We start from the raw sequence: 23,443 nt of genomic DNA on the forward strand, positions 1-23,443 counted from the left end.
GCGAGAAATTGACGGGAAAAACTCAGCTGTACCGTTCGCACTGTCTCAACTCATTGCGAAAGGTATCTAGCCATGTCGTTTCCCACTCAATGCAACACAACTCACCGCGTGCTTCGCGTGAGGCAGGCCTGCCAGGTCGCGCAGATATCAGCAGCCACGTTCTGGCGCCGCGTAAAAAACGATCCACTGTTTCCTAAGCCTTTCCCGCTTGGTATGAATGCCCGCGCTGTTGGCATTGATGCGGATGAGTTCGATACCTGGCTTGCGCAATGCAAGGCAAGGAGGGGCGTCTGATGCTTGTGAATTTGCAGCTTTGTCACATGCTCAATGAGTTCGCATCTAAGTTCATCGTGGCCGGCGTTCCTGGCATCGTGGCAAAACTCGTGATCGAAAACGGAATGCATGATTTCTACTTCGTGGCCGACACGGACACACCAGTCGGTGTCCTTTTCGTTCTCCTCGTATCAACTCGTGTTGATCTTGCCAATGAACCCGTACTCGAATACGCCGAGCAGCTTCTGGGGTTCTGTGATGTCGAATTCCCCAGGGGCGCCCATGTCTGAAGTGAATATTGACCGTGACCAAGCTCAGCGCTTTCTGAGCCTGCTTGATCCAACCGCTAGCGCCTTTACATTCCAAACCTTTGACGACAACAAAACGCGCAAGAAGGCACGTGATGAAGCATTGAAAGCCGAGCAGGTGGAGTTGCGCGCCACCTTGTCCGGTGACGAACTGAGCAACGCGCTTGCCGCTGCCGTGAAGCGGCATCGCGATCCCTATGCCCGAATTATCGAAGGCTCGCTTGATCAGATTTATCCCAAACTTAAAGCATTGAACGAGCAGAGCGCAGGGGTCTACGTCACCATCAACGCCACGGGGTTGAACGGGCGGCGCAACACGGCATCCGTGGAGCGAGTGAGGGCAGTCTTCGCCGATCTCGATGGCGCACCCCTTGAGCCTGCTGCAAATTGTGCCTTGCAGCCGCACGCCATCATTGAATCTAGCCCTGGGCGCTATCAGGTTTTCTGGTTGGTGGACGGGTTGGCGCGGGCTGAATTTACAGCCGTGCAGAAGTCCATCATCGCAAAGTTCAATGCCGACCCCAGCGTCCACGATCTCCCCCGAGTTATGCGCGTGCCGGGTTTCCTGCACTGCAAGGAAACGCCGGCGCTTTCAAGCATGATCAAAATTAACAACATCATTCCACCGTATTCTGCTGCGGAAGTTCGCGCAGCATTCCCTGCGGTCAGTGCTTCAGCCGGTGCAAATAAAGCTCCGGGGGTTACCGGCTTGGGGTCGAATATGGCCAACTCCAATGGCCCCATCCCTGAAGGCCAGCGCAATAGCACCCTGCTGGCCATGGCTAGCCGCTTGCGTGGCAAGGGACTGGACCAGGCGGATATCGAATCCCTGCTGCTGTCCTGGAATCAGTCCCATTGCACCCCGCCGCTCGACGATGCCGAGGTGTTGTCTGTCGCCCGACGCTATCAACAGCAACAAACCGGCAACGAACTGGCTTGGGAGCCGCCGCAACCTCTGCCTGAAGCGCTCCCCCCGGTTGAACCCTTCGACCCCGATGTGCTGTTGCCGGGCACGCTGGCCCCCTGGGTCAAGGACGTGGCCGAGCGCATGGATTGCCCGATCGATTTTCTGGGGGCGGCCATCATGGTGGCCTGCGGCTCGCTGATCGGCGCACGTTTGGGGGTGCGCCCCAAGCGGGTTGACGACTGGCACGAAGTCCCCAATTTGTGGGGTGTCATCATTGGCCGTTCAGGCGTCAAAAAAACCCCGGCTATCAATGAAATGCTCAAGCCGCTGCGCGATCTTGAAGCTGCTGCCGGTGCGCAACACGCGCATGACATGGGTCTGTATGGGCTTGGTCTGGCGCAGCATGAGCTTGAGTTGGCTGGCAAGAAAGCCAAGGCAAAAAGCGGCAAACACGTCCTGACGCTGGAGGACACCACCTCACCCCAGGCGCCGCCGGAAAGGCGCTATATCGTCAACGACACTACCGTCGAAGCCTTGGGCATCATCCTGCAAGATAACCCTACCGGAACCCTTGCCCTGCAAGATGAACTCGCCGGCCTCTTGAGTAAGCTAGACCAGGAAGAACGGCGCAGCGAACGCGCCTTCTACCTGGAAGCCTACAACGGCAAGAATCGTGTCACCGTCGATCGGATCACGCGTGGGCGCGTCACCATTCCATGTGCTTGCCTCTCGATCCTGGGCACCACCCAGCCCGATACCCTGAAAAACTATTTGCGCAGCACAGTGCGCGGCGGCGTCGGCAATGACGGCCTCATGCAACGCTTCCAACTCGCCGTTTACCCGGATCGCCAAACTGGCCCCGCCCGCTATGTTGATCGCGCACCCGATATGGCTGCGCAAGAGCAAGTCCGCAAAATCTTCCAACGCCTCGATACGCTCGACCCGCAGACTTTGGGTGCGGATTTTAGCGAGACGATTCCTACCCTGGGGTTCAGCGACGAAGCCGCGCCAGTGGTTCGGCACTTCCTTCTCGATCTGGCAACCATCATGCGCCAGCTCGACGCCCACTCAGCCTTGATCAGCCATTACAGTAAATATGGGAAAACCATCCCCACCTTGGCACTGATCATTCATCTGGCCGAGGGGGGCACCGGCCCGATCACCCTTGCCGCATTTGAAAAAGCGCTGGCCTGGATGCACTACCTGCGCAGCCACGCCAAGCGCATCTACAGCTCCGTTAGCCAGGGGCACCATGAAGCCGCTCGCATCCTCGCGGCCAAACTCCAGAAAAATCAGCTTGAGGATGGATTTACCTTCCGCGATGTCACCCGCAAAGGCTGGGCGCAACTGACTGAAAAGGAAGAAGTGAAGGAAGCCTTGGAACTCCTGACTGACTTGGGGTGGCTGCACGCCACCGAGGGACGCTTAGTGGGGCGACCCACGGTGCGGTATTTGATTAACCCACTCGTGCCCAGGAATTAGGGGGCGGCCATCTTTTGTCGGTTTTGTCAGCGGTGCGTAGTGTGTTCCAGGCGGCAGGATGCGTGATTCTGTATCCGAAAACTGCTTGTCATGCACTGACATAACCGACGAAACCCCACTAACCACCAGCGAGTTGCCATGAGTGCCTATATCCACAACCTCACCCAATCGCTTGCCCCTGCCCCTGCGCGGGATGACACCCCCAACCTTCAGGCTAGATTTCAGGCTTGGTTTGCCACCGTCCCGGAAATTGCACGGCAGCGCCCCTGGGGTATGATCGAATTTGAACGTGCCCTGGGTACACAGGGGCGCTATATCAGCCCGGTGCTGCTGGCGTTGGGTTGGCGCAGAAAACGTAAATGGGAAACAGCGGGTCAGTATTGCCGGTATTGGGTGCCGCCGGCTTGACCTGATCAAGTACAGGATAAACAAGGGAAATAGCCTGTACATATGGGCTGTTCGTGACGGCGACGGCGACGCGCTGAACAACGTACCTGAAGCCCCAACTATTGCTTTGCTGGGCGTTGGTATTCTCGCGCTTATCTCAGTATGCAAATAATTCAACATGGCGCTGGAAATTAATAATTTAAACAGATAACCAAACCTCTCCTTTTAACAAATTGGTACTTAAAAGATGAAGTTCAAACTACGCATAGTTTTGGTTGTGCTGTGTTTCATATCGAATTCTGTGCTGGGCAATCCCTTCGCGATCGAGCCGGAATACCTAAGACTGGACAGCCATGGTGGCGGTGTTGGCGATGATCCAATCATGGATATCATTTTCCTTATATGCGCCATCGCCGCTTATGCTTATTTATTTTCCTCATATAAACAGTGGAAGCAAAGAAAAATTACAAACGACGCGCCTAAGGCGATGAATGGAGCCTCTGAATGGGGGCCTGCCATCGTTGGCTACTTGGTGGTTGCTGTGTTTATTAGTTTCCCAATATTGCTCATTACAAAATGGATAGCCAGTTCAGCATTTGTACGTGATATTTGGTATTGGGTATATATCCCTTCGTTTTTGTTGTTAGTGTACTTTCGTAGAAGCGGTACTGTGAATGAATCGCGCAGTTCACCTCTCTCTTCTATAAACGTAAAAGATAGCCCAACGGCTAACGTCATTAATTCGAATCCAAAGTCTTATCCAGTAACAATATGGCATGGATTGGCAGGGCTCGTGGTGTTGGTCGTTTTAGCTTTAACGTTAAGCCCAAACAATACGCCACACGAAGCAGAATCAATCCCGCAGCCGCAGCCGCAGCCGCAGTTCCCTGAAGTCAGCACTCCAAGTAATGTATCGACATCGAATTTCAGTGAGTTAGCTGAGACACCCGTCGTTTCCGCTGTTTCTCCTCAAGATGCCACTAGCATTGCTTCGGGGTGGATGTTAGTCGAGAGGTTTTCGAACGCTGACGTTTATGCTGACTCATCAAGTATAAGTCGCACGGGTGATCGAGTTGATATGCGGTCTTTGGTCGACTACATGACTACAGTTGTGGATGAGCAGAGTGATCCATATAAGTCTTTTGTGGTTTTGAGTTCCTACGATTGCCGCACAAGTCAAATCAAGGTCCGGGGCTTTCGTGCTTACGCGCAAAACATGGGACGAGGCGGACAGGTAATGGCATATTCTGACCCTTCCTCTGGCTGGTCAGTAGTGACAAGCCAGGATGTGAATAGATGGAGATACGCCTGTGGCAAACGGTAGGCATGTTGCAGCAAAGCCCCATATTGCAATCGCCTTTATTGCGGCGATGTTAAGCATGGCGCTATCACCCCATGCCGCGTTGGCAGGAGTGTACAAATGCAAAGATGCAAAAGGGAAAATCACATACAGCGATAGCCCCTGCCAAACGCAGGCGGCTCAACTACCGGTGCATGGAAGTATCCAATATGAAAATAGTGCAGCCGGTAGGCAAGCTGCTGCGGCAAGCAGGTCAGAAGCAGAGATAAGGAAGATCCAGGAAGTAAGTAGCGGAGCGAGTGGCGAATGTAACAAGGCGGTCGACCGACTTAAAGATATGGCTGGTGGGCGATCAAATAGTGTCGCGTTCGCTAGGCAGAAAATGGCTGTGGACGCTTTATGCGGGACAAACGGGTTGGGTAATAGTGGGCGCAACAATGTCGAATGCGACAGGGCGGCCAACAAACTTGCGAATATGGCGAGCGGTGGATCGAACAGTGTCACATTTGCGCAGCAGAAAATGGTCGTGGACGCTGTTTGCGGGACGAATGGGATGGGTAATCGTGGGCATGGCGAGGATGCCGCAGGGTTAACCAATAACACGGGACCAAACCAAGGTGTTGATTCGTCCACTCGGGATTTTGACGTAAGAATGAACGCAAAACGGGATTATCAGAAACAGCAGATTCCTGGCTTTATTACGCACCAACCTACAGACGCACACGAACGGGGAGTCTACAAACAGGAAATGAGCCGTCAAAAAAATATAGACCCGAACACTTGGAATCGTTAACAAATAACATGAACGAAGCTCGGCCTGGTGGGTTGCACCGGATTATTTAGGTTGGAGCTGCAGTTGCATTGTAGGTTGACCGGTGCATCTCAATTGAAATCCCAGTTTTTTTTCAAAAAATCTGCGGGACAATACGGAGCTACCCCTCCTAACGCGGCTGTCATTCCCCCCTGGGGGGGTATGGAGCAAAAAGAATTCCTTGCGTCTTTCTCCCCCTGACCGCGCGGCCAGGTGCGCCTTGCTTCCGGCGTCGGCGCGGGCTCCCTGCACCTGGCCGCGGCGCCCGCCCACGCTGCACCTTTGCCGATTCAGCCACGCCAGCAGCTGCGCTCCTGACTTAGCGGGCCCCCGCACGGTTCGCGCACCCTCAGTGCCGCTGCAGCTTCACGCCGTCGCGCTTCATGGCTCCGTCAAAAGGCACGGCTCCACCATCAGGCGGTCGCCGTTCGCTGGCGGCTGCTCCGGTGGGGGTTTAGGGCTTGGTGTGGGTGGCGGGTGTGCATTGCTCGTCTGCCGCTTGCCTGCGCGCTTACTGTCCGCCCATTGGGGCTCTCAGAAAACGGCGCTGAGTGCTGCCCAAGGTCGCGCGTTCGCCAGTTCAATCCAAGGGTTTTGGAATTGATGGGTTTAATGATGGGTAATTTTTGATTCATCCACGCAGACCGCGTGAATGCTAGTGAATGGCGGAGACGGAGGGATTCGAACCCTCGATGCAGGTTTAAGCCCGCATGCTCCCTTAGCAGGGGAGTACCTTCAACCTCTCGGCCACGTCTCCGAACCGCCGCGAATTGTAGCGGAATGCGCGACGGAAAGCCACCTCAAACCATGGCTTTCTCGAGTTCGAAGGCTTGATGCAGTGCGCGTACGGCGAGTTCCAGATATTTGTCCTCGACCACCACCGAGATTTTGATTTCCGATGTGGAGATCATCTGCAGGTTGATGTTTTCCTTCGACAGGGTTTCGAACATTTTGCGCGCGATGCCGACGTGTGAGCGCATGCCGACGCCGACGATGGAGACCTTGGCAATCTTGTCGTCGCCGGTAACTTCGCGTGCGCCGATGCCGGTCGTCGTCGCCTTGACGATACCCATGGCCTTCTCAAAGTCATTGCGGTGCACGGTGAAGGTGAAGTCGGTGGTTTTTTCGTGGCCGACGTTCTGCACGATCATGTCGACATCGATGTTGGCGTCGGCGACCGGGCCGAGAATCTGGTAGGCGATACCGGGGTGGTCGGGCACGCCGACCACGGTGATTTTGGCTTCGTCGCGGTTGAAGGCGATGCCGGAGATGACGGCCTGTTCCATGGCGTTGTTTTCCTCGAAGGTGATGAGCGTGCCGTCGCCTTCGTCCTGAAAGCTGGATAGCACGCGGAGTTTGACTTTGTATTTGCCGGCGAATTCGACCGAGCGGATCTGCAGCACCTTGGAGCCGAGGCTCGCCATTTCGAGCATTTCCTCGAAGGTGACGGTCTTCAGGCGGCGCGCTTCGGGCACGATGCGCGGGTCGGTAGTGTAGACGCCATCGACGTCGGTGTAGATCTGGCACTCGTCCGCTTTCAATGCGGCTGCCAGCGCCACGCTGGTGGTGTCGGAACCGCCGCGTCCCAGGGTGGTGATGTTGCCCTGTTCGTCGACGCCCTGGAAGCCGGCGACCACCAGCACGTGGCCGGAATCCAGGTCGGCGCGCATTCTGTCTTCGTCGATCGACAGAATACGCGCCTTGGTGAAGGCGTTGTCGGTGAGGATGCGCACCTGCGGGCCGGTGTAGCTCTTCGCCTTCAGGCCCAGGTCTTTCAATGCCATCGCCAGCAGCGCGATGGTGACCTGCTCGCCGGTCGACACCATCATGTCCAGTTCGCGCGGGTCGGGCGTGGCCTGAATCTGTTTGGCCAGGCCGATCAGGCGGTTGGTCTCGCCCGACATGGCCGAGAGCACCACCACCACCTGATGGCCGAGCATTTTGAATTTGGCGACGCGTTCGGCTACCGCGCGGATGCGTTCGACGTTGGCGACCGAGGTGCCGCCGTATTTTTGTACGATGAGTGCCATGTCAGGGGCTGGGAGTTAGGAGTTAGGGGCTAGGAAACTGGGTAAGGGACGGAATTTTAATGGATTAGCGCGTAAACAGGGCGATCGACTCGACATGCGCCGTATGCGGGAACATGTTGGCGACGCCTGCCGCTTCGAGCCGGTAGCCCTTGGCGTGTACCAGTATCCCGGCGTCGCGCGCCAGCGTGGCGGGGTCGCACGAGACGTAGACGATGCGTCGCGGCGATTTGGACTCCGGCAGGGCATTGATTACGTCGATGGCGCCGGAACGCGGCGGGTCGATCAGCAGTTTGTCGAAGCGGCCGAGGGCTGCGAATTTTTCCGGCGTCATCTTGAACAGGTTGTCGACCGCGAAGCGGGCGTTGGCCAGGCCGTTGTGCAGCGCGTTGTCGCATGCGCGGGCGACCAGTTCTGCGCTGCCCTCGATGCCCAGCACCTCGGCGCCGCTGCGGGCGATGGGCAGGGTGAAGTTGCCCAGCCCGCAGAACAGGTCGGCGATGCGTTCGCCCGCCCGCGGCTGCAGCAGACGCAGGGCGCGGCTGACCAGCGCGCGGTTCATGGCGACGTTGACCTGGGTGAAGTCGGTCGGCTTGAACGGCATCACCAGACCGAATTCGGGCAGGCTGTAGCTAAGCTCGGGGGCAATGTGGGGCCAGAAGGGGCGCACGGTGTCGGGGCCTTTTTCCTGTTCCCAGATCTGCACGCGATGATGGTCGGCAAACGCCCGCACCCTGGCGGCGTCGTCGTCGGTCCAGGGGGAGAGCAGGCGGAACACCAGCACGGTGACATGCTCGCCGACGGCAACCTCGATCTGCGGAATACGGTCGGCGTTCGACAGTTCGTTGATCAGTTCGCGCAACGGCTGGAGCAGCACTGAGACGTCGGACGTGAGCACTTCGCAGCTTGTCATGTCGACGATGAAGCTGGAGCGTTTTTCGCGAAAGCCGACCAGCCCGCCGCCTTTTTTGTCGACCCAGCGCGCCGACAGCCGTGCGCGGGTGCGATAGCGCCAGGCCGGGCCGTGCAGGGCAGACAGCATCACCTCGGGTTTGACCTTGCCGATGCGGGCAAGATTGTCTTCCAGCACGCGCTGCTTGGCGGCCACCTGGGCGCTGATTTCCAGATGCTGCATCGAGCAGCCGCCGCAGCGCCCGAAGTAGCGGCAGCGCGGCTCGGCGCGCTGCGAGCTGGCCTTGAGGATGGCGATGGCGTTGGCCGAGTTGTGTTTGGCGTGTTCGCGGTATACGGCGATTTCGGCGCGCTCGCCCGCCAGCGCGCCGTCGACGAAGGTGACCTTGCCGTCGATGCGTGCGATCCCGTGGCCCTCGTGGTCGAGGGAAAGAATGTCGACGATGGTGTTCATGGATTCAATGCATTAACCACAGAGGCACGGAGACAGTGTCTCTGTGGTGAAAAAGGTTTACCCCCAGGCCGCCAGGAATTCCTGCCAGTGTGGGGCGGAATGGGTTTGCACGGTGCTGCGCGCAAGCTCGATTTCGGCGGCGTAAGCCGATTCGGAGAGCGTGCCGCGCATTTTCTGGAAGCGCAGGTATACCAGCCAGGTGTTCATCACGTCGGTTTCGCAGTAGTTGCGGATGGCGTCTATTTCCCCCTGCTGGAAGGCGTCCATCACTTTCGATCCGTCCATTCCCAGCTTGCCGGGAAAGCCGCACAGCTTGGCCATCTGGTCGAGCGGGGCGTTGGCGCGCGGCTGGAACATTGCCAGCACGTCCATCAGGTCCAGATGCCGGGTGTGGTAGCGCGACAGGTAGTTATTCCACTTGAAATCCTTGTCGTCGTCGCCCCAGTCCCAGTAGCGCGCCGCCGCAATGCCGTGAACCAGGCTGCGGTAGTGCAGCACCGGCAGGTCGAAGCCGCCGCCGTTCCATGACACCAGTTGCGGGGTGTAGCGCTCGATGCCGTCATAGAAGCGCTGGATCAGCTCGGCCTCGCTGCTGTCGGGCTCGCCCAGCGACCATACTTTGAGCTGGTCTCCGCTTCTTAGAACGCAGGAGATGGCGACGATGCGGTGCAGATGATGCGGCATGAAGTCGCTGCCGGTCTTCTGGCGACGGTGCAACAATGCCATTTCGGCGAGCTCGACCTGCGGCAGCGCCGTTTCATCTATGCCATTGACCGCGGCGAACCCGGCGAGGTCGGGAACTGTTTCAATATCGAAAACCAGGGTGGGATGCATAAGGGGGGTGCGCGGGCAAAACCGCTATTTTACGCTGTCAGTGCAGGGCTTCGTCGAGCGCCGAGGCGGCAATCAGGGCATCCAGATAGGCCACGGAAATCTGGTGCAGCGGGATCTTCAGCTTTTGCGCGTGCGAGGCCAGTGTGTCGACGTCGTTGTTTTCGCAGGCGTGCGCCAGCCGCAGCATGGCGCCTTCGGGCGAGGGATGGGCGCTCAATGCACGTGCATGCGTTGCCGACAGCCCCAGCTTGCGAATGAGCGTTTCCACCGGTAGCGACAGCGCGCGCGGGGCAATCGATAGCAAGCCGATTTCGAAGGCGTCGGCCGCGCTTTCGGCGGGGGCGCCCAGGCGGGTGATCTTGCCCATAAACAGCGCCCGGGTGAGTGCGGTCACGGCATAGTGGCGCATGGCTTCGCTCGGTTGCTTGCCGGCCAGCGCCAGTAGCGCCGCGACCCGGCGGGCGCGTTGCGGTCCCAGCATAATCAGTGCATGGGCTACCGACTCTGCCGGCCGGCTCAAACCGCCGACCTGGGAATTGGCGATGGCAAGCATGCGCGGCGTCATGTCCGGATTCAGGCGGAAGAACTGCACCAGGGTTTCGACCGACTCGCGTAGGGCGATGGCCAGCAGATCGAGCTGGACGGCGTGTTCATGACTGACTTCGACGGGCTGGGTGTCGCCGGAGAAGAAGCTGCCCTTGAACCAGGCGCTCTCTGGCCAGCGCGTTTGGGTGTGCGCGTGCCGCACACTTTCCACGACCAGGCGCGCGGCAACCGGGGGGGGCGTGTCGTCGGCATGGCAGCTCAGGTAGTGCCAGGCGGAAGCGCTGTCCTGCACGATCGTGTCGTTGCGGTTGAGCGTGGGACAGAATGCCATCCCGGCATCCTGCAAGGCTAGCGCGCGTGCCAGATGCTGCTCGTTGTCGATGGCCACGCACCAGATCAGCCGGGGTTGATTGAGTTGCTGCGGGACCTCGCTGAACAGCACGCCCGGGCTGATCCGCACCAGCAAGGGCAGTTTGTCGGTCAGGCCACCCTGCATCAAGGAATAGAGGCCGGTCAGCAGCATGTCCTCTTCCATTTGCCGAAGTTCGGCCGGCGCATCGGCGGGCGCGGCGCGGCCGCGCAGGACCAGTTGATGGGCAACCAGGTTGGAGGCGGCGTCGAACAGTGGATCAAACGACAAAAAGCGCGCGCGCAGCGCTTCTTCGCGAATCGGGTCGCTGTTGTCGATGCCGAGCATTTGCGTCACTACGACGGGCGGTTCGGACTCGCGGGTGTTGATGCCACCGCCGACTATGCGTGACGGACGGGGGTCGTCTGAGGTCATGTCGTTCACTACAGAGTTTGTCCGGGCATTTTAGCGCTGTGAACCATTTTTCGCGCGGTTCGGTCATCATGGGAGTTTGCCGCAAGGCGTTCAGGAGACTCGACATGAAGAAGAAACTGCTGAATACGATGGTCGCCGGGCTGATGGCCACATCCCATGCCGGCTGGGCCGCGCCGGGCGATGAAATCGTCAGTACGGCCACGGACCAGCATAGCGTGGCGGTCACCATTTACAACGACAATCTGGCGCTGGTGAAGGATACACGGCGGGTCAAGCTGGCGAGCGACATCAACCGGCTGGCGTGGCGCGAGGTGTCGGCACAGATGCGGCCGGAGACCGCGCAACTGCGCAATCTGTCGAGCCCCGCCGGATTTCGGCTGCTGGAACAGAATTTCGATTTCGACCTGCTGACGCCGCAAAAACTACTCGAGAAATACGCGGGGCGCGAGGTCAGCGTCATCCGCACCCATCCCACCACCGGCGCGGAAAGCCGCGAAACCGCCACCGTGCTGGCGACCAATGGCGGCGTGGTGCTGAAGTTTTCCGACCGCATCGAGACCGGAGTGCCGGGGCGGCTGGCGTTTCCGGGCGTGCCCGACACCCTGCGCGACAAGCCCACCCTGGTGGTTTCGCTGGTCAACCCGTCGGCGGGCACGCAGAATCTGGAACTGTCCTATCTGACCGGCGGGCTGTCGTGGCGCGCCGATTATGTGGCGGAGTTGAATGCCAGTGACGACCGGCTGGATTTGAACGGATGGGTGACACTGACCAACCGGAGCGGCGCGGCCTATCCCGACGCCAAGCTGCAACTGGTGGCGGGGGATATCAACCAGGTGCCCGATGCACAGCCGGTGCCGCGCGCAGCGATGGCGATGGCGGCCAAGGAGACCGACGCCGCCGGGATGCAGCAGGAGTCGTTGTTTGAATACCATTTATATACGCTGCAACGCCCCACCACGCTGGCGGAAAACCAGACCAAGCAGGTGGCGCTGATGTCGGCCACACGGGTGCCGGTGAAGAAGGAATTCCTGCTCGAAGGCGCGAATTACTATTACTCCGGGCAGTACGGCGAGCTGGGGCAGAAAATGAAAGTCGGCGTGTTCGTCGGGTTCGACAACAAGGGCGAAGGTCTTGGCATTCCCTTGCCCCGCGGCGTGATCCGCATGTACAAGCAGGATAGCCAGGGCAACGCGCAGTTCGTCGGCGAGGATCGCATCGACCATACGCCGAAGAACGAAAGCGTGCGTTTGAAGCTGGGTGACGCATTCGACCTGACCGCCGACAAGAAACAGACCACCTTCCGGAAACTGGCCGGCATCAGTCGCTACAACTACGTGTTCGAGTCGGCATATGAAATCGTGCTGAAAAACGCCAAGCCGGAAGCGGTGATGGTCACCGTGCGCGAGCCGATGCCGGGCGACTGGACGATGGTGAGCGAATCGCAGCCGCATACCAAGGCGGCGTCGGGCACCGCCGAGTGGCAGGTGAAGGTGCCCGCCGAGGGCAGGGCGACGCTGAGCTACCGCGTGCGCGTCATGTACTGAGTCAGCCGCTGCGCGCATGCCGGACGGCACATGATCTTCAAGCGCTGCTCCAGTGCCTTCCAGGCGGGCGGACGTTGCGCGGTTTCATGGCGGGCGATATGCGGAGGCGAGCATCGAAGGTATTATGAGAATGCTGTGGAGGGGCCAATCGGGCGCCACCGCGGCGTTTTCTTCGACGCTTCAGGATTAGCCAGCATGATTACCGTGACGCAGAACAAGCTCGTATACATTACCTATTCCATACTCGACGCGCGCGGCATGGTCGTCGAGCAGTACGATATTCCGGTTGGTTACGTGCAGGGCGCCAACAGCGGCATTTTGCCGGCAATCGAGTCGGCTGTCGCCGGCCGCAAGGTGGGCGACCGGATTGAGATCACGCTGTCCCCCGAAGAAGGCTACGGCCTGCGCGACGAGAGCCTGGTGTTTACGGACGACATCGAGAATGTGCCACCGCAATTCAGGCGCGTCGGCGCTGAGGTCATGTTCGAGAACGATACGGGCGAGACCAAGGTTTTTTACGTCACCGCGATCGAGGACGACACGCTCACGCTGGACGGCAACCCATCGCTGGCCGGGCAGAGCGTCACCTGTCTGGTGAATGTGATGGATATTCGTGATGCCACACCGGAGGAAATCCGCAACGGCCGGCCACTCGATGTGAAAACCGGCACGGTTCACTAAAATCCTGAGGTTCGCCACGTAAAAAGGCCGGGATAACTCCCGGTCTTTTTACGTGGCGCGTAGGCTGCTGTGCTTACTTGGCAGGGCAGGCCTGGTCGCCAGGAATCTTGCCCGGCAAGCGCAGGAAGGCACCGAATGGTCCCATCACGCCCATGGCTTCCATCTTCGGGCCGGTGAACTTGAGGCGGCCGAACATCATGGCCTTCAACGGGCCATACTCGCCCGCGCCCATTTCGTTCCAGCGCTCGGTGGTGGCGTGCATGGTGTAGTCGACTGCATAATCCATTTTGGTGTTTTGCACGGCACCGCCGTAGGCGCAGATGGCCTTGTTATCCTTGGGGACGATCTTCATTTCGGTTTGGGTTGTCTCGCCACAGTCGGTGCGATACAGGTGAATGATCTTGTAGCCGCGATCCTTGTCATTCTTGATCCATTGGTCAGCCAGACCGTCGGTGAGGGTGGCATCCTTGTTCCAGGCGTCGCAAGCCTGCGCGGTCCATTCGGTGGACATCATGGCGGGGGCTGCGTGAGCGGTGGTTGCGAGTACTGCCAGGGCAGCCAGCGCGATGGACGTGTATTTCATGGGTACCTCCTCCTTATCGAATTATTTAAGTAACTTGGCTGGACTGCCGTATTACTAATGAATGTTTGTTCGAAGAAATAATTTCTCCGAGGCTGCACGGTAAACATGCGGCGCAGGCTTGTCAATCGGTCAGGTTTTTATTTGTCGCCTCTCGCAGCCATGCGCTCTCCGGGGTCGCCGTTGGTACAACTGACCTATCGAATGTGGCGGTGCCGAAAGATCGATTGCTTTCAGGTGTGGGCCAGGCCGCCTGGGGGTAATGCGAACATCGTCCGCGACAGGGGGAGTGCTGAGGCAGCATGTCTATCGGTGGGGTGAAGTGAAGCTTTGTTCGATCAGCCGGATACGTCGACTGAGCCGATCCAGTTCAGTGGGATCGCCCCGGGCGGCAGCCTGTTGCTGCTGCAGTTTCAGGTAGGTCAGCAAGGGCTGCCGCCAGCCGCGCTCCGAGGCGGTTTCCGCGGCCAGCGTCAGCGTGGCGGCATCGGCTTCCTGGCGCATCACCAGCAGGCTGGCGTCGAGCAGGCGCGCCAGCGGGTCGTCGATCCGGCTCAGCGCTTCAGGCCGTTTTACGGCCGGCGCGCGCACCAGATCGCGGTGCTGGCCGGGCAGCAGGGCGACATCGAGGGCTTCCCAGCGCAGGGTGAGGAAACGGTAGTAGGCCTGATCCGCTGCGTTCGGCGCGCTGCCGGCGAGTTCGGTATATTCGGCGCAGGCGTCGTCGATCAGCATGGCGCGGCGGGTGGCGCAGCGCACCAGCCACAGGCGTGCGGTCTCGGTGACGCGGCCGGCGCCGCCGGTGGCGCCGACGGCTTGCTGGAAATAGCGCTCGGCGAGGATATTTTCGCCCAGCAGGGCATGCTTCTGATAACGCTCGATCAGGTCGGCCGCATCGGTTTTCCAGTCGGGCGGCGGCGGGCCGCCGCTGCAGGCGGTGAGCATGACCAGGCCAGCGAGCACGAGCAGGATCTTCATGGCAGTTTCACCTCGGGGTCGCGCGCAAACGGCCACATCCGGTTGATCTCGTTGACCAGCGCGTTGGCCTTGCGCACGGCATCGTCGATCTCGTTGCGCAGCGCGGCGATGTCCTGCGTCCCTTCCTTGACGTCGGCGGAGATTTCCACGGCATTGGTCATCAGGGCATCGGCTTTCTTCAGGCTGGATTGTGCGTCATTCAGCATCAATCGTATCTGGACCAGCGATTCACGCGTCTGGTCGGCCACGCCGTCCGGCGCGAACAGCCACTGATCGGTTTTGCCGGCCATGCCGTCCACCTTCAGCACCAAGCCGTCGAGCTTGCCGATGAGGTCGCGGGTCTTGTCGAGAGAATCGGTTACTGCACGGGCCTTTTCCGGGCTGCCGAGCAGGCTTTCCAGCATGCCGTATTCACCCGTCATGCGTCCGCTCACAGTCTTGACGTTGGCCAGGGTGGCATTGAGTTCACCATCCTTGCGAGTGAGGTGTTCGATATTGTCGAGAATCGCCTTGACCCGTTCGACCAGTGCCGGGATCTCCTTGCTGATGTCGGAGGTCAGCAGCAGCATGGTGGCGTTGTCGGGAAGTGCGGGGGCGTCGAGATCGGGCGAGCCGACGCGGATCCTGGCGCCGCCGACGATGGGCTTGTCGAGGGTGAAGGTGCTGTTCTCCTTCAGCCACTTGGCATTGCGTTCCATGAATTCGGCGTGGATGACGATGCCGCCCACCTCATTCAGCCCCAGCGTGGTGACGCGGCCGATTTCGATGCCGGAAAACACGATCGGTACCCCGGGGGCGACGTCGTCTGCGCTTGCTGCGGCCAGTTGCAGATGGAAGGTATCCTCAAAAAAACCGCGCGCATGCAGCAGATAAACCAGGAATGCGCCGGCCAGCAGCAGCGACGCGGCAGCAAACAATCCCACCTTGAAATGCAGTTTATTCATTCTGAGTGCAGTGCCTGGTCGTAGAGAACCTGGTTCCAGTTGAAGTCGTAAATTTCCCAGGTGCCCGTCATGTCTGCTTGTGCCGCCAGTTTCCCGATGAAGGCGGGATAGGGCACATCGTAAAGCATGGCGCCGGGGCGGTCGATTACCAGGCGCGGTCGCTTGAGGATGAGCGCGCGCGCAAGTTGGGTGACGAAACGCTGCGCCGGCGTCATGTCGGGGTCGCGCAGCAGCGCTATATCGGCGTGCCCCAGCTGATCCAGCATGGCCTGCGCCTGCCTGGCCGATTCGGCAGCGTTGTAATGGCGCTGGTAGAGCGGAATCAGCGCAATGTTTTCGAGCGCCGACAGGTTCGCCCGCAGCGGCAGATCGAGGGCGACGCGTGCCACGTCGTCGGGCAGGGCGGCGACGGCAGCCATCAGTGCCATGCGGTCGGCAAACGGGGTCAGATGTATTTGAGCGCTAATGACACCACCTCGATCGTCACAATGGCGAAGAACACCCGCATCATGCCGCGCAACACGGAGACCGGAACCATGAAGAGTTTTTTCGGCGTTTCGAGCCCGGCGGTGACCGGGATCAGGGTGACCGCCAGCCCGAACAGCGCGCACTTGACGAGCAGCCCCGCCATGATCGTGAAATCGAATATTTTTGCGATGGTCTGGGTATACGGTTCAAAACCTGCAGTGCTCGTGCCATATATGGAAAGATAGCCCATCAGCAGGGCGAGCAGACCGGCCAGGCCTGCGAGCATGACGACCGAGATTACGCCGCCGATCAGGCGTGGCAGAAACTCGAACTGCATCGGCGGAACCTTGCAGTGCGCCAACGCATCCAATTCATTGTTGACCTGCATCAGCGCTACTTCGGTGTTGATCGCACTGCCGGAGCGCAAGGCGATAAAAAGCGCAGTCAGAAAGGGCAGCAGTTCGAGCACCAGCACGCGAATGGTCATTTCGCTGGCGAATGCAGTGAGGCCGAAATCGCGTGCGGTGGACAGGATGATGGTGATGATGAGCCATGAAATGACCAGTGCGTAGCCCAGAAAAACATGCAGAATCTGCACTGCGGTAAAGTAAACCTGCTTCACCACCACGTCGAAGGTGGCGCGGTTCCAGGTGGTGCGATCCAGCAGCAGCAAGCCGGCCCTGGCCAGAAAGGCAAACATGCCGTAACCGACGGTAAACCAGCCGCTGACTTTGGCGCCGAGCGATTCGATGGATGTCGCAAGAAAACTCATCGCGGCATCTTAACTCTGTATAAGACGCTTGTGACGTCGACGGTGCTTGCGCCGCCGGATGACAGACCATACAGTTTTGAACCTGGACGGAGAAGAAACATGATGAAAACATCCTTGATGCCGGTAGCCGCGCTGGTGCTGTGCGTCGCGTCGGCGACAGCCTGGGCCACACCCGGCACGGTCTTGCGCAATGACAAGCTCTACAGCCAGCCCAGTGCAAGCGCCCGCGTGACGGCCAGCGTGCCCAAGGGCGCCAGCGTCGAGATCCTCGCCAAGCAGGGCGGCTGGCTGCGCGTGAAGGCCGGCAAGTCCACCGGCTGGATCCGGCTGCTTTCGGTGCGCGCGGGGGCGGGTGGACTGGGCGGGGTCGGGGTGGGCGACGTGGTGGGGGCCGCCACCACCCGGTCCGACCCCACTCGCGTCGTCGCGGTGGCCGGTCTGCGCGGCCTGAATGAGGAAGATTTGAAACGGGCCCAATTCGATGCCGACGAGCTGGCGCGGCTGGACGCCTTGAAGGTGACCGCGGCGCAGGCCAGAAGCTTCGCCGGCCAGGCCGGCCTGGTCGCAGTCAAGGTGCCGGCCCTGCCCAAACCCAAACCCGAGCAATCTTCTTCGCCATGGGAGAACAACTGATGAAAATCAAACTGATGCTATTGGCCGTTACGCTGGTTTCTTTCAGCGGGGGGGCGGTCGCGTTCGATCTGGGCAAGTTTCTCGAAGATCGGGTTAAACAGGAGATGGACAAGGACAAGCCGACACAGCCGGAACCGTCCCAGACCACGAAAGAAGCGCCTGCTGCATCCCAAAACACCGCCGCGCCGCAGCCCCCGGCCAAGCAGAAAATCGACGCGGCGCAACTGGGCTTTGCTCTGTTCGGCGATTACTCGCTGGAGGAGGAAAACCGCATCGGCAGCCAGATTTCGGGCAACCTGCTGGGTGCGGTGCCACTGGTGCGCGACGACAAGCTGCAGAATTATGTCAACCTGGTTGGCCACTGGGTGGCGCTGCAAAGTGGACGCCAGGACGTCACCTGGCGTTTCGGCGTGCTCGACACCGAGGATATCAATGCCTTTGCAGCGCCGGGAGGCTATATTTTTGTGACCAGGGGCCTGTATCGCCTGCTCCATAACGAGGCCGACCTGGCCGGGGTGCTGGGGCATGAAATCGCCCATGTCACCCAGAAGCATCATCTCAAGGTGTTGAAGCAGTCCAGCCTGATCGGTGCGCTGGGACAGGCTGCCAGCCGCAAGGTGCGGGGCAGCGACCCGGTGGTGCAGAACCTGATCGGCAATGGCGCGGAAGTCATGGCGCGCGGACTCGACAAGGATGCCGAATACGAAGCCGATCGCGTCGGCATGGTGTACGCGGCGCGCGCCGGCTACACCCCCTGGGGACTGCCGGACGTATTGCAGGGCATGGCAGGCTTGCCTGCCAAGGACAGCCGTACCGGCCTGCTCTACAAGACCCACCCGCATCCGGCCGATCGCCTCGCAGCGCTGGGTGAAGCGGTGGATGGGCGTCTCGACGGTGTGCAGGGCAAGGAAGTGGCGGATCGCTTCTACCGCATCCGGTGAGGCGCATTCCTTCCGGCATGGCGCAGGCGGGACTGTCTGCGCTGTTTGTTCTGCTGATCGCAGCGCATGTTGCGGGACTGATTCACATTGCGTCCATGCAGCGCGCCGAGGCCTGGCTGTATGACGCCTGGCTGATGCGCACCGCCCCGGTCGGGACGGATGATCGCGTGGCCATCCTCGACATCGACGAGGCCAGCCTGAAAAGCCTCGGCCGCTGGCCATGGAGCCGCGATACCATGACCGCGCTGGTCGAGCAGCTGTTCGACCATTATGGGGTGGCGGCGGTCGGGTTCGACGTGGTGTTTGCCGAGCCGGACACGAGTTCCGGCCTCGCTACCCTCAAGCAGCTGGCGTATCGCGATCTGGCGGGCAGCCGCGACTTCAGGGCGGCCCTCGAACAGCTTGCGCCGCGCCTCGATTACGACGCCCGCTTTGCGCAGGCGCTGGCCGAGCGGCCCATTTCGCTAGGCTATTATTTCATCCCGCAAGGTTATGGCGACGCCAGGACCGGCATGTTGCCGCAACCATCGCTGCCAGCCGACGCTTTCAGCCCGCTGCAGCCTGGTACGCCACCGCCCACCGGCTATGGCGCGAATCTGGCCGCCTTCCAGCAGGCGGCGCAAGGCGCCGGTTTCTTCAACATGCGAGCCGACGAGGATGGCACGGCGCGCCAGATAAATATGGTCAGTCCGTTTGGCGAGGGGTACTACCTGGCGCTGTCGGCGTCCACGCTGCGGGTGGCGTTCGGCGGCGATCCGGTCCTTGCCGGCATCGACCGGCAGTCGGTGCTGGGGCGGCAGTATCGGTCGCCGTGGCTGGAGGTGGGCGGCCTCCGCATCCCGCTCAGCGCCGACGGCACCGTGCATGTGCCGTATCGCGCCGGCGCGCCGTTCCCTTACCTTTCGGCAGCCGCCGTGCTGGCGGGCAAGGCGCCGCTGGAACAGCTGGAAAACCGCATCGTGCTGCTGGGCTCGACCGCGCCGGGGCTGTCCGATCTGCGGGTGACGCCGTTTTCCAACGCCTTTCCGGGAGTGGAAATCCATGCCCACCTGATCGCCGGCATGCTCGATGGCACCACCCGCACCACGCCGCCGTGGGCGGCCGACGCGCGGCTGGCCGCCGTGCTGCTGCTGGGCGCCTTGCTGACGGCGGTGCTGCTGCGCTTCGGGCCGACCATCGGGCTGGCCGCCAGTATTGCGCTGCTGGCGTTGCTGCTGGCAGCCTACGGCGCGGCATGGTCGCGCTTCTGGGTAGTGCCAATGGCGGCGCCGATGCTGACGGTGTTTGGGCTGTATGCGCTCAACACCGCCTACGGATTTTTTGCTGCTACGCGCAGCAAGCGCCAGATCACCAAGCTGTTCGGCCAGTACGTACCGCCCGAACTGGCTGCCGAAATGAGCCAGAATCCGGCGCATTACACGATGGAGGGGCAGTCGCGCGAAATGAGCGTACTGTTTTCAGACATTCGCGGCTTTACCAATTTTTCCGAGAAGCTGCCGCCGACCGAGCTTTCCGAAGTGCTGAACGCTTATCTATCGACGATGACGCGCATCATCCAGCAGCATCGTGGCACCATCGACAAATACATCGGCGACGCCATCATGGCGTTCTGGAACGCGCCGGTGGATCTCGCCGACCACGCCACCCGCGCGGTGCAGACGGCGCTCGACATGCAGGCGGCGCTGCCGCAGCTGAACCGGGAATTCGCCACGCGCGGCTGGCCCGAAGTCAAGATCGGCATCGGCGTCAACACCGGCCGCATGAGCGTCGGCAACATGGGTTCGGAATTCCGCATGTCGTACACCGTGATGGGCGACGCGGTGAACCTCGGCTCGCGCCTCGAAGGCATCACCAAGCAATACGGCGTCGGCATTCTCGTCACGCAGCCCACGGTCGACGCCGATCCGGTGCATGCCTTCATGAAGGTCGACGAGGTGCGGGTCAAGGGCAAGGAAACCCCGGTAGCGATCTATCAACCCATGGGCCGTAAGGAAGAATTGTCAGAACAGGCCCGGATGGTTGCACGTATTTTTGGGGCAGCCTTTGAGCGCTACCAGTCTCGTGATTGGGATGCTGCTACGAAAATGCTAACCGAACTGAAAGAAGCCGTGCCCTGCGCTTTGTGCGATATTTATCTTGAACGCATCGCGCATTTTCGCGAATTGCCCCCGCCCACCGACTGGGACGGCGTGTTCGTCTACACCACCAAATAGCCACGATAAACACAGCAATGAAACTTACCGTATTGGGCTGCAGCGGCGGCATCGGCAGCGGCCGCCACACCACCTGCCTCAAGGTCGACGACGACGTGCTGATCGACGCCGGCAGCGGAATCACCATGCTCGACTTCGAGCAACTGGTGAAAATCGACCACATCTTCCTCACCCATGCCCATCTCGATCATGTGCTGGGGTTACCGTTGCTGCTCGATAGCGTGGGCGACCTGCGCACCGCCCCGCTGACGGTGCATGCGCTGCCCGAGGTGCTGCAAGCCTTGTCCAGTCACCTGTTCAACTGGCAGCTGTGGCCGGATTTTCGCGAGATCCCGAGTGCGGAGGCGCCTTGGCTGCGGTTTGCGCCTTTAGGGCTGGGGGAGGCGTTCACCCTGAACGGCCGCACGTTCACCCCGCTGCCGGTGACCCACGCGGTGCCGGCGTGCGGCCTTCATCTGGCCATAGAAGCGGGCAGCCTGGTGTTCAGCGGCGACACCACCCACAACGACGCCTTCATCGCCGCGCTCAACGCCATTCCCGACCTGCGTCACCTCATCATCGAGACCTCGTTCGAAAATGCGCTGGCCGACATCGCGCAGGTATCCAAACACCACTGGCCCGATTCGCTGGCGGCGGAACTGCAGATGCTCAGGGTGCGGCCCGAGGTCTGGATCACACATCTCAAACCCGGCAACGAGTCGGCGATCATGAACGAGCTGCGCGAGGCAGCGCCGGAGTGGGGCGTGGAGGCCTTGATGCAGGGCCAGGTGATCGAGATATAGACCGCTCGTCTCAGGGCGCGAAGCTTGCCAGTTCCGTTTCAAACGTCCCCGCACTCAAACCGTCGAACGCCTCCCGGCTGAACAGGGTGACGGCGCCGGCCATTTCGCTCCAGCCATAGCCGCGGCAGCGGGCGTCGAGCCGGATGCTGTCCTGCGGCACGCGGGCGACAAGGTGCAGGCAGTCCTTGCCGTAGACGAGATTGTAGGGCGTGTTCTGCTGGTGCAGCCGATCGAGTTCGAACCAGGCTTCGGCGGGGTCGGTGAAGCGCTGGCAGGGCAGCGGGTAGGGCCGGGCGCCGCCGTTGTGGGCAAAACTGCCATCCAGTATCGGCGGGGGGCTCGCCGGTACGAAGCTCTGGAAGTGCAGGTGGTTGACCGATGCGCCGGCGCCCAGGCTGTTGTAGCCCAGGCAGAGGCCGGGCACGCCGGATTCTGCGCAAAGGTCCCAGGCCCAGCCGTGCAGTTGCGGGGTGAGGCATTGCGGCAGCTCGCGCACCGGTTCCGGCGCCAGCAGGCCGTGCAGGCGGGCGAAGGGGAACTTGTTGTAGAGCAGGCGCGCCGGCTTGCCGGCGAGTTCGCCTTCCCACAGGATTTCCTTGGCGAGAAAGGACTTGTTGAAATGGAAGCCGGTCGGATCGAAGGGGCGCAGCAGGCTTTCGAATTTCATCCCGCTGGTGCGTGGCGGGCGCAGGGCGCGGATGGGGTTGAACATCACGTCCCAGGGGCCGGCGCGGCGGCTTTCCAGCCTTTTCACGTGTTCGGGACCGATGGCATGCAGCTTGAGAAAAACCAGCACGTCGTCGTCCGGCTCGTCCAGTGTGTGGCCGTGCCTGAGCGTGTCGGTGATAGCGGCGGCAAGTTTGGCATGATGCGCGGCCAATGCGGGCGACAGGCGTTCCCATAGGCCCGCATCGCAGGCAGCATTGGCCAGCACGAGGATGTGGACGCCGAGGCCGCTGTGATGCTCCAGCATTTTGACGAGTCCGTCGGTAAAGTCTTGTTCCAGCGCGGTCGGCGAAATGAACGGGGTGAGAGGCAGGAGCATGCGGGTCGGACACGACGGATGTGAATCCCGTATGGTGCCATCCCGCCGCGGCGGCGGGCATTCAGGTTTTTTGGGTGGCGCGGCGCTGTGCTTATAGCTCGCCGGCGGCCGTGCTTATAGCTCGCCGGCGGCGGCGCTGCGCATCACGTTGTCCATTTTTTCACGGATTTCCAGCACGCCGCGGCGCAGCGCCGGCGTCATGCCGATCTGCTCGCCGGCGAGGTCGAGCCAGGTCATGTCCCAGTCCATCATCAGTACCCAGATGTGCTTGTCGGCGTCTTCCATGACCGCAATGCGGCAGGGCAGGAGCACCACCGTTTCCGGAATGATTTTCAGCAACTCGCGGCCGATGGCGATGTCGCAAAAACTGAATACCTCGACCCGCGGTGCCCGGGTATCGCCGAGCACGGTCTGGAATTCCTTCCATAGCAGGTTGCTGCCGACGAATTTCAGGTTGAGCCGGTTGGCGCGCAGCATCATCGATTCGACGACCTCGTCGAAGCTGACGCCGGATTTCGCCTGGTATTTGATGGCGAAATGGTTTACCACCTCGCGCGCATCCATGCGCGCCATGCTGGCCATCGCCGGCATGGCCGTTTCACGCCAGCGCTGCCTTTCCTCCGGCGTCAGCACGCGGCTCATCTGGTAGTCGCGATAGGGCGGCGGCGTCCCCTGCTGGATCAACATGGGGCCATAGGGGGTGGGTGTCACATCGAGCCAGTTCTCGACGGGGACTTGCGCGGAGGGCGCTGCGGGCGCATCGGCAGCGAATGCCGGCAGGCAGCAAAACCAGGCAAGAACAAATGAAAGAGTGCGCATCATGACGTGCCTTCCAGA

Annotated in this window: 23 protein-coding genes and 1 tRNA gene; 12 read left to right on the forward strand and 12 right to left on the reverse strand. The window is 60.7% G+C overall.

Annotated features, from left to right (window positions below; all coding sequences use genetic code 11):
- Positions 1 to 72 precede the first annotated feature (72 nt).
- The 6 genes from ACZ41T_RS16185 (at position 73) to ACZ41T_RS16210 (ending at position 5,450) form a co-directional block, all read left to right on the forward strand.
- Positions 73 to 294 carry a helix-turn-helix transcriptional regulator gene (locus ACZ41T_RS16185; RefSeq protein WP_464922369.1) on the forward strand — a complete coding sequence of 74 codons (222 nt, stop codon included), beginning with the start codon at positions 73 to 75 and terminating at the stop codon, positions 292 to 294.
- Positions 294 to 563 (forward strand): hypothetical protein, encoded by a 270-nt coding sequence (locus tag ACZ41T_RS16190; RefSeq protein ID WP_464922370.1) that lies wholly within the window; start codon positions 294 to 296, stop codon positions 561 to 563. The genes ACZ41T_RS16185 and ACZ41T_RS16190 overlap by 1 nt, the downstream gene beginning before the upstream one ends.
- Positions 556 to 2,970, forward strand: coding sequence for a DUF3987 domain-containing protein (locus tag ACZ41T_RS16195; protein WP_464922371.1), 2,415 nt, complete (start codon positions 556 to 558; stop codon positions 2,968 to 2,970). The genes ACZ41T_RS16190 and ACZ41T_RS16195 overlap by 8 nt, the downstream gene beginning before the upstream one ends.
- A 138-nt stretch (positions 2,971 to 3,108) precedes the next feature.
- Positions 3,109 to 3,378 carry a hypothetical protein gene (locus ACZ41T_RS16200; protein WP_464922372.1) on the forward strand — a complete coding sequence of 90 codons (270 nt, stop codon included), beginning with the start codon at positions 3,109 to 3,111 and terminating at the stop codon, positions 3,376 to 3,378.
- A gap of 226 nt (positions 3,379 to 3,604) precedes the next feature.
- A complete protein-coding gene (locus ACZ41T_RS16205) occupies positions 3,605 to 4,681 on the forward strand; it encodes a putative four-helix membrane protein (protein ID WP_464922373.1) in 1,077 nt (358 codons plus the stop codon).
- Positions 4,668 to 5,450: a DUF4124 domain-containing protein gene (locus ACZ41T_RS16210; RefSeq protein WP_464922374.1), complete on the forward strand. Its 783-nt coding sequence runs from the start codon at positions 4,668 to 4,670 to the stop codon at positions 5,448 to 5,450. The genes ACZ41T_RS16205 and ACZ41T_RS16210 overlap by 14 nt, the downstream gene beginning before the upstream one ends.
- 681 nt (positions 5,451 to 6,131) lie before the next feature.
- Here the strand turns inward: ACZ41T_RS16210 and ACZ41T_RS16215 are convergent.
- From ACZ41T_RS16215 to ACZ41T_RS16235, 5 genes are all read right to left on the reverse strand, one after another.
- Positions 6,132 to 6,225: transfer RNA gene (locus ACZ41T_RS16215), tRNA-Ser, on the reverse strand.
- A gap of 43 nt (positions 6,226 to 6,268) precedes the next feature.
- The gene (locus ACZ41T_RS16220) at positions 6,269 to 7,498 is read right to left on the reverse strand and encodes an aspartate kinase (protein ID WP_464922375.1); all 1,230 of its coding nucleotides are present in this window, start codon (positions 7,496 to 7,498) and stop codon (positions 6,269 to 6,271) included.
- Between the two features lie 64 nt (positions 7,499 to 7,562).
- Positions 7,563 to 8,861: a 23S rRNA (uracil(1939)-C(5))-methyltransferase RlmD gene (gene rlmD, locus ACZ41T_RS16225; RefSeq protein WP_464922376.1), complete on the reverse strand. Its 1,299-nt coding sequence runs from the start codon at positions 8,859 to 8,861 to the stop codon at positions 7,563 to 7,565.
- Between the two features lie 57 nt (positions 8,862 to 8,918).
- Positions 8,919 to 9,695: a 3'-5' exonuclease gene (locus ACZ41T_RS16230; protein ID WP_464922377.1), complete on the reverse strand. Its 777-nt coding sequence runs from the start codon at positions 9,693 to 9,695 to the stop codon at positions 8,919 to 8,921.
- A 37-nt stretch (positions 9,696 to 9,732) separates the two neighbouring features.
- Entirely contained in the window at positions 9,733 to 11,025 is a 1,293-nt protein-coding gene (locus tag ACZ41T_RS16235) for an EAL and HDOD domain-containing protein (RefSeq protein ID WP_464922378.1), read from the reverse strand.
- Between the two features lie 104 nt (positions 11,026 to 11,129).
- Here ACZ41T_RS16235 and ACZ41T_RS16240 point away from each other — a divergent pair, with 104 nt between their 5' ends.
- Together ACZ41T_RS16240 and ACZ41T_RS16245 are read left to right on the forward strand one after the other, a co-directional pair.
- A complete protein-coding gene (locus ACZ41T_RS16240; RefSeq protein ID WP_464922379.1) occupies positions 11,130 to 12,569 on the forward strand; it encodes a DUF4139 domain-containing protein in 1,440 nt (479 codons plus the stop codon).
- Between the two features lie 195 nt (positions 12,570 to 12,764).
- Entirely contained in the window at positions 12,765 to 13,250 is a 486-nt protein-coding gene (locus ACZ41T_RS16245; protein WP_464922380.1) for an FKBP-type peptidyl-prolyl cis-trans isomerase, read from the forward strand.
- A gap of 73 nt (positions 13,251 to 13,323) precedes the next feature.
- Here ACZ41T_RS16245 and ACZ41T_RS16250 read toward each other — a convergent pair whose 3' ends face one another.
- The 5 genes from ACZ41T_RS16250 to ACZ41T_RS16270 form a co-directional block, all read right to left on the reverse strand.
- Positions 13,324 to 13,833: an SCP2 sterol-binding domain-containing protein gene (locus ACZ41T_RS16250; protein ID WP_464922381.1), complete on the reverse strand. Its 510-nt coding sequence runs from the start codon at positions 13,831 to 13,833 to the stop codon at positions 13,324 to 13,326.
- Between the two features lie 303 nt (positions 13,834 to 14,136).
- The gene (locus tag ACZ41T_RS16255) at positions 14,137 to 14,808 is read right to left on the reverse strand and encodes a hypothetical protein (RefSeq protein ID WP_464922382.1); all 672 of its coding nucleotides are present in this window, start codon (positions 14,806 to 14,808) and stop codon (positions 14,137 to 14,139) included.
- Positions 14,805 to 15,752 (reverse strand): MlaD family protein, encoded by a 948-nt coding sequence (locus tag ACZ41T_RS16260; RefSeq protein WP_464922383.1) that lies wholly within the window; start codon positions 15,750 to 15,752, stop codon positions 14,805 to 14,807. Before ACZ41T_RS16260 ends, ACZ41T_RS16255 begins: the two co-directional genes overlap by 4 nt.
- Positions 15,749 to 16,180 carry a hypothetical protein gene (locus ACZ41T_RS16265; protein ID WP_464922384.1) on the reverse strand — a complete coding sequence of 144 codons (432 nt, stop codon included), beginning with the start codon at positions 16,178 to 16,180 and terminating at the stop codon, positions 15,749 to 15,751. The genes ACZ41T_RS16260 and ACZ41T_RS16265 overlap by 4 nt, the downstream gene beginning before the upstream one ends.
- Before the next feature lie 17 nt (positions 16,181 to 16,197).
- On the reverse strand, positions 16,198 to 16,992 hold the full coding sequence (locus ACZ41T_RS16270) for an MlaE family ABC transporter permease (protein ID WP_464922385.1): 795 nt from the start codon (positions 16,990 to 16,992) through the stop codon (positions 16,198 to 16,200).
- 99 nt (positions 16,993 to 17,091) lie between these two features.
- Between ACZ41T_RS16270 and ACZ41T_RS16275 the strand changes: the two genes are divergently transcribed.
- From ACZ41T_RS16275 to ACZ41T_RS16290, 4 genes are read left to right on the forward strand one after another with little or no spacing between them, the layout of a single operon-like run.
- Positions 17,092 to 17,625 (forward strand): SH3 domain-containing protein, encoded by a 534-nt coding sequence (locus ACZ41T_RS16275; RefSeq protein WP_464922386.1) that lies wholly within the window; start codon positions 17,092 to 17,094, stop codon positions 17,623 to 17,625.
- Positions 17,625 to 18,566, forward strand: a complete 942-nt coding sequence (locus ACZ41T_RS16280; protein WP_464922387.1) for a M48 family metalloprotease — start codon at positions 17,625 to 17,627, stop codon at positions 18,564 to 18,566. The genes ACZ41T_RS16275 and ACZ41T_RS16280 overlap by 1 nt, the downstream gene beginning before the upstream one ends.
- 17 nt (positions 18,567 to 18,583) lie before the next feature.
- On the forward strand, positions 18,584 to 20,779 hold the full coding sequence (locus ACZ41T_RS16285; protein WP_464922388.1) for a CHASE2 domain-containing protein: 2,196 nt from the start codon (positions 18,584 to 18,586) through the stop codon (positions 20,777 to 20,779).
- Between the two features lie 17 nt (positions 20,780 to 20,796).
- A complete protein-coding gene (locus tag ACZ41T_RS16290; RefSeq protein WP_464922389.1) occupies positions 20,797 to 21,561 on the forward strand; it encodes an MBL fold metallo-hydrolase in 765 nt (254 codons plus the stop codon).
- A 10-nt stretch (positions 21,562 to 21,571) separates the two neighbouring features.
- Here ACZ41T_RS16290 and ACZ41T_RS16295 read toward each other — a convergent pair whose 3' ends face one another.
- Positions 21,572 to 22,606 carry a hypothetical protein gene (locus ACZ41T_RS16295; protein WP_464922390.1) on the reverse strand — a complete coding sequence of 345 codons (1,035 nt, stop codon included), beginning with the start codon at positions 22,604 to 22,606 and terminating at the stop codon, positions 21,572 to 21,574.
- 114 nt (positions 22,607 to 22,720) lie between these two features.
- Entirely contained in the window at positions 22,721 to 23,428 is a 708-nt protein-coding gene (locus ACZ41T_RS16300) for a DUF302 domain-containing protein (RefSeq protein ID WP_464922391.1), read from the reverse strand.
- Between the last annotated feature and the right edge of the window lie 15 nt (positions 23,429 to 23,443).

The sequence above is a fragment of the Thiobacillus thiophilus genome (assembly GCF_055378705.1).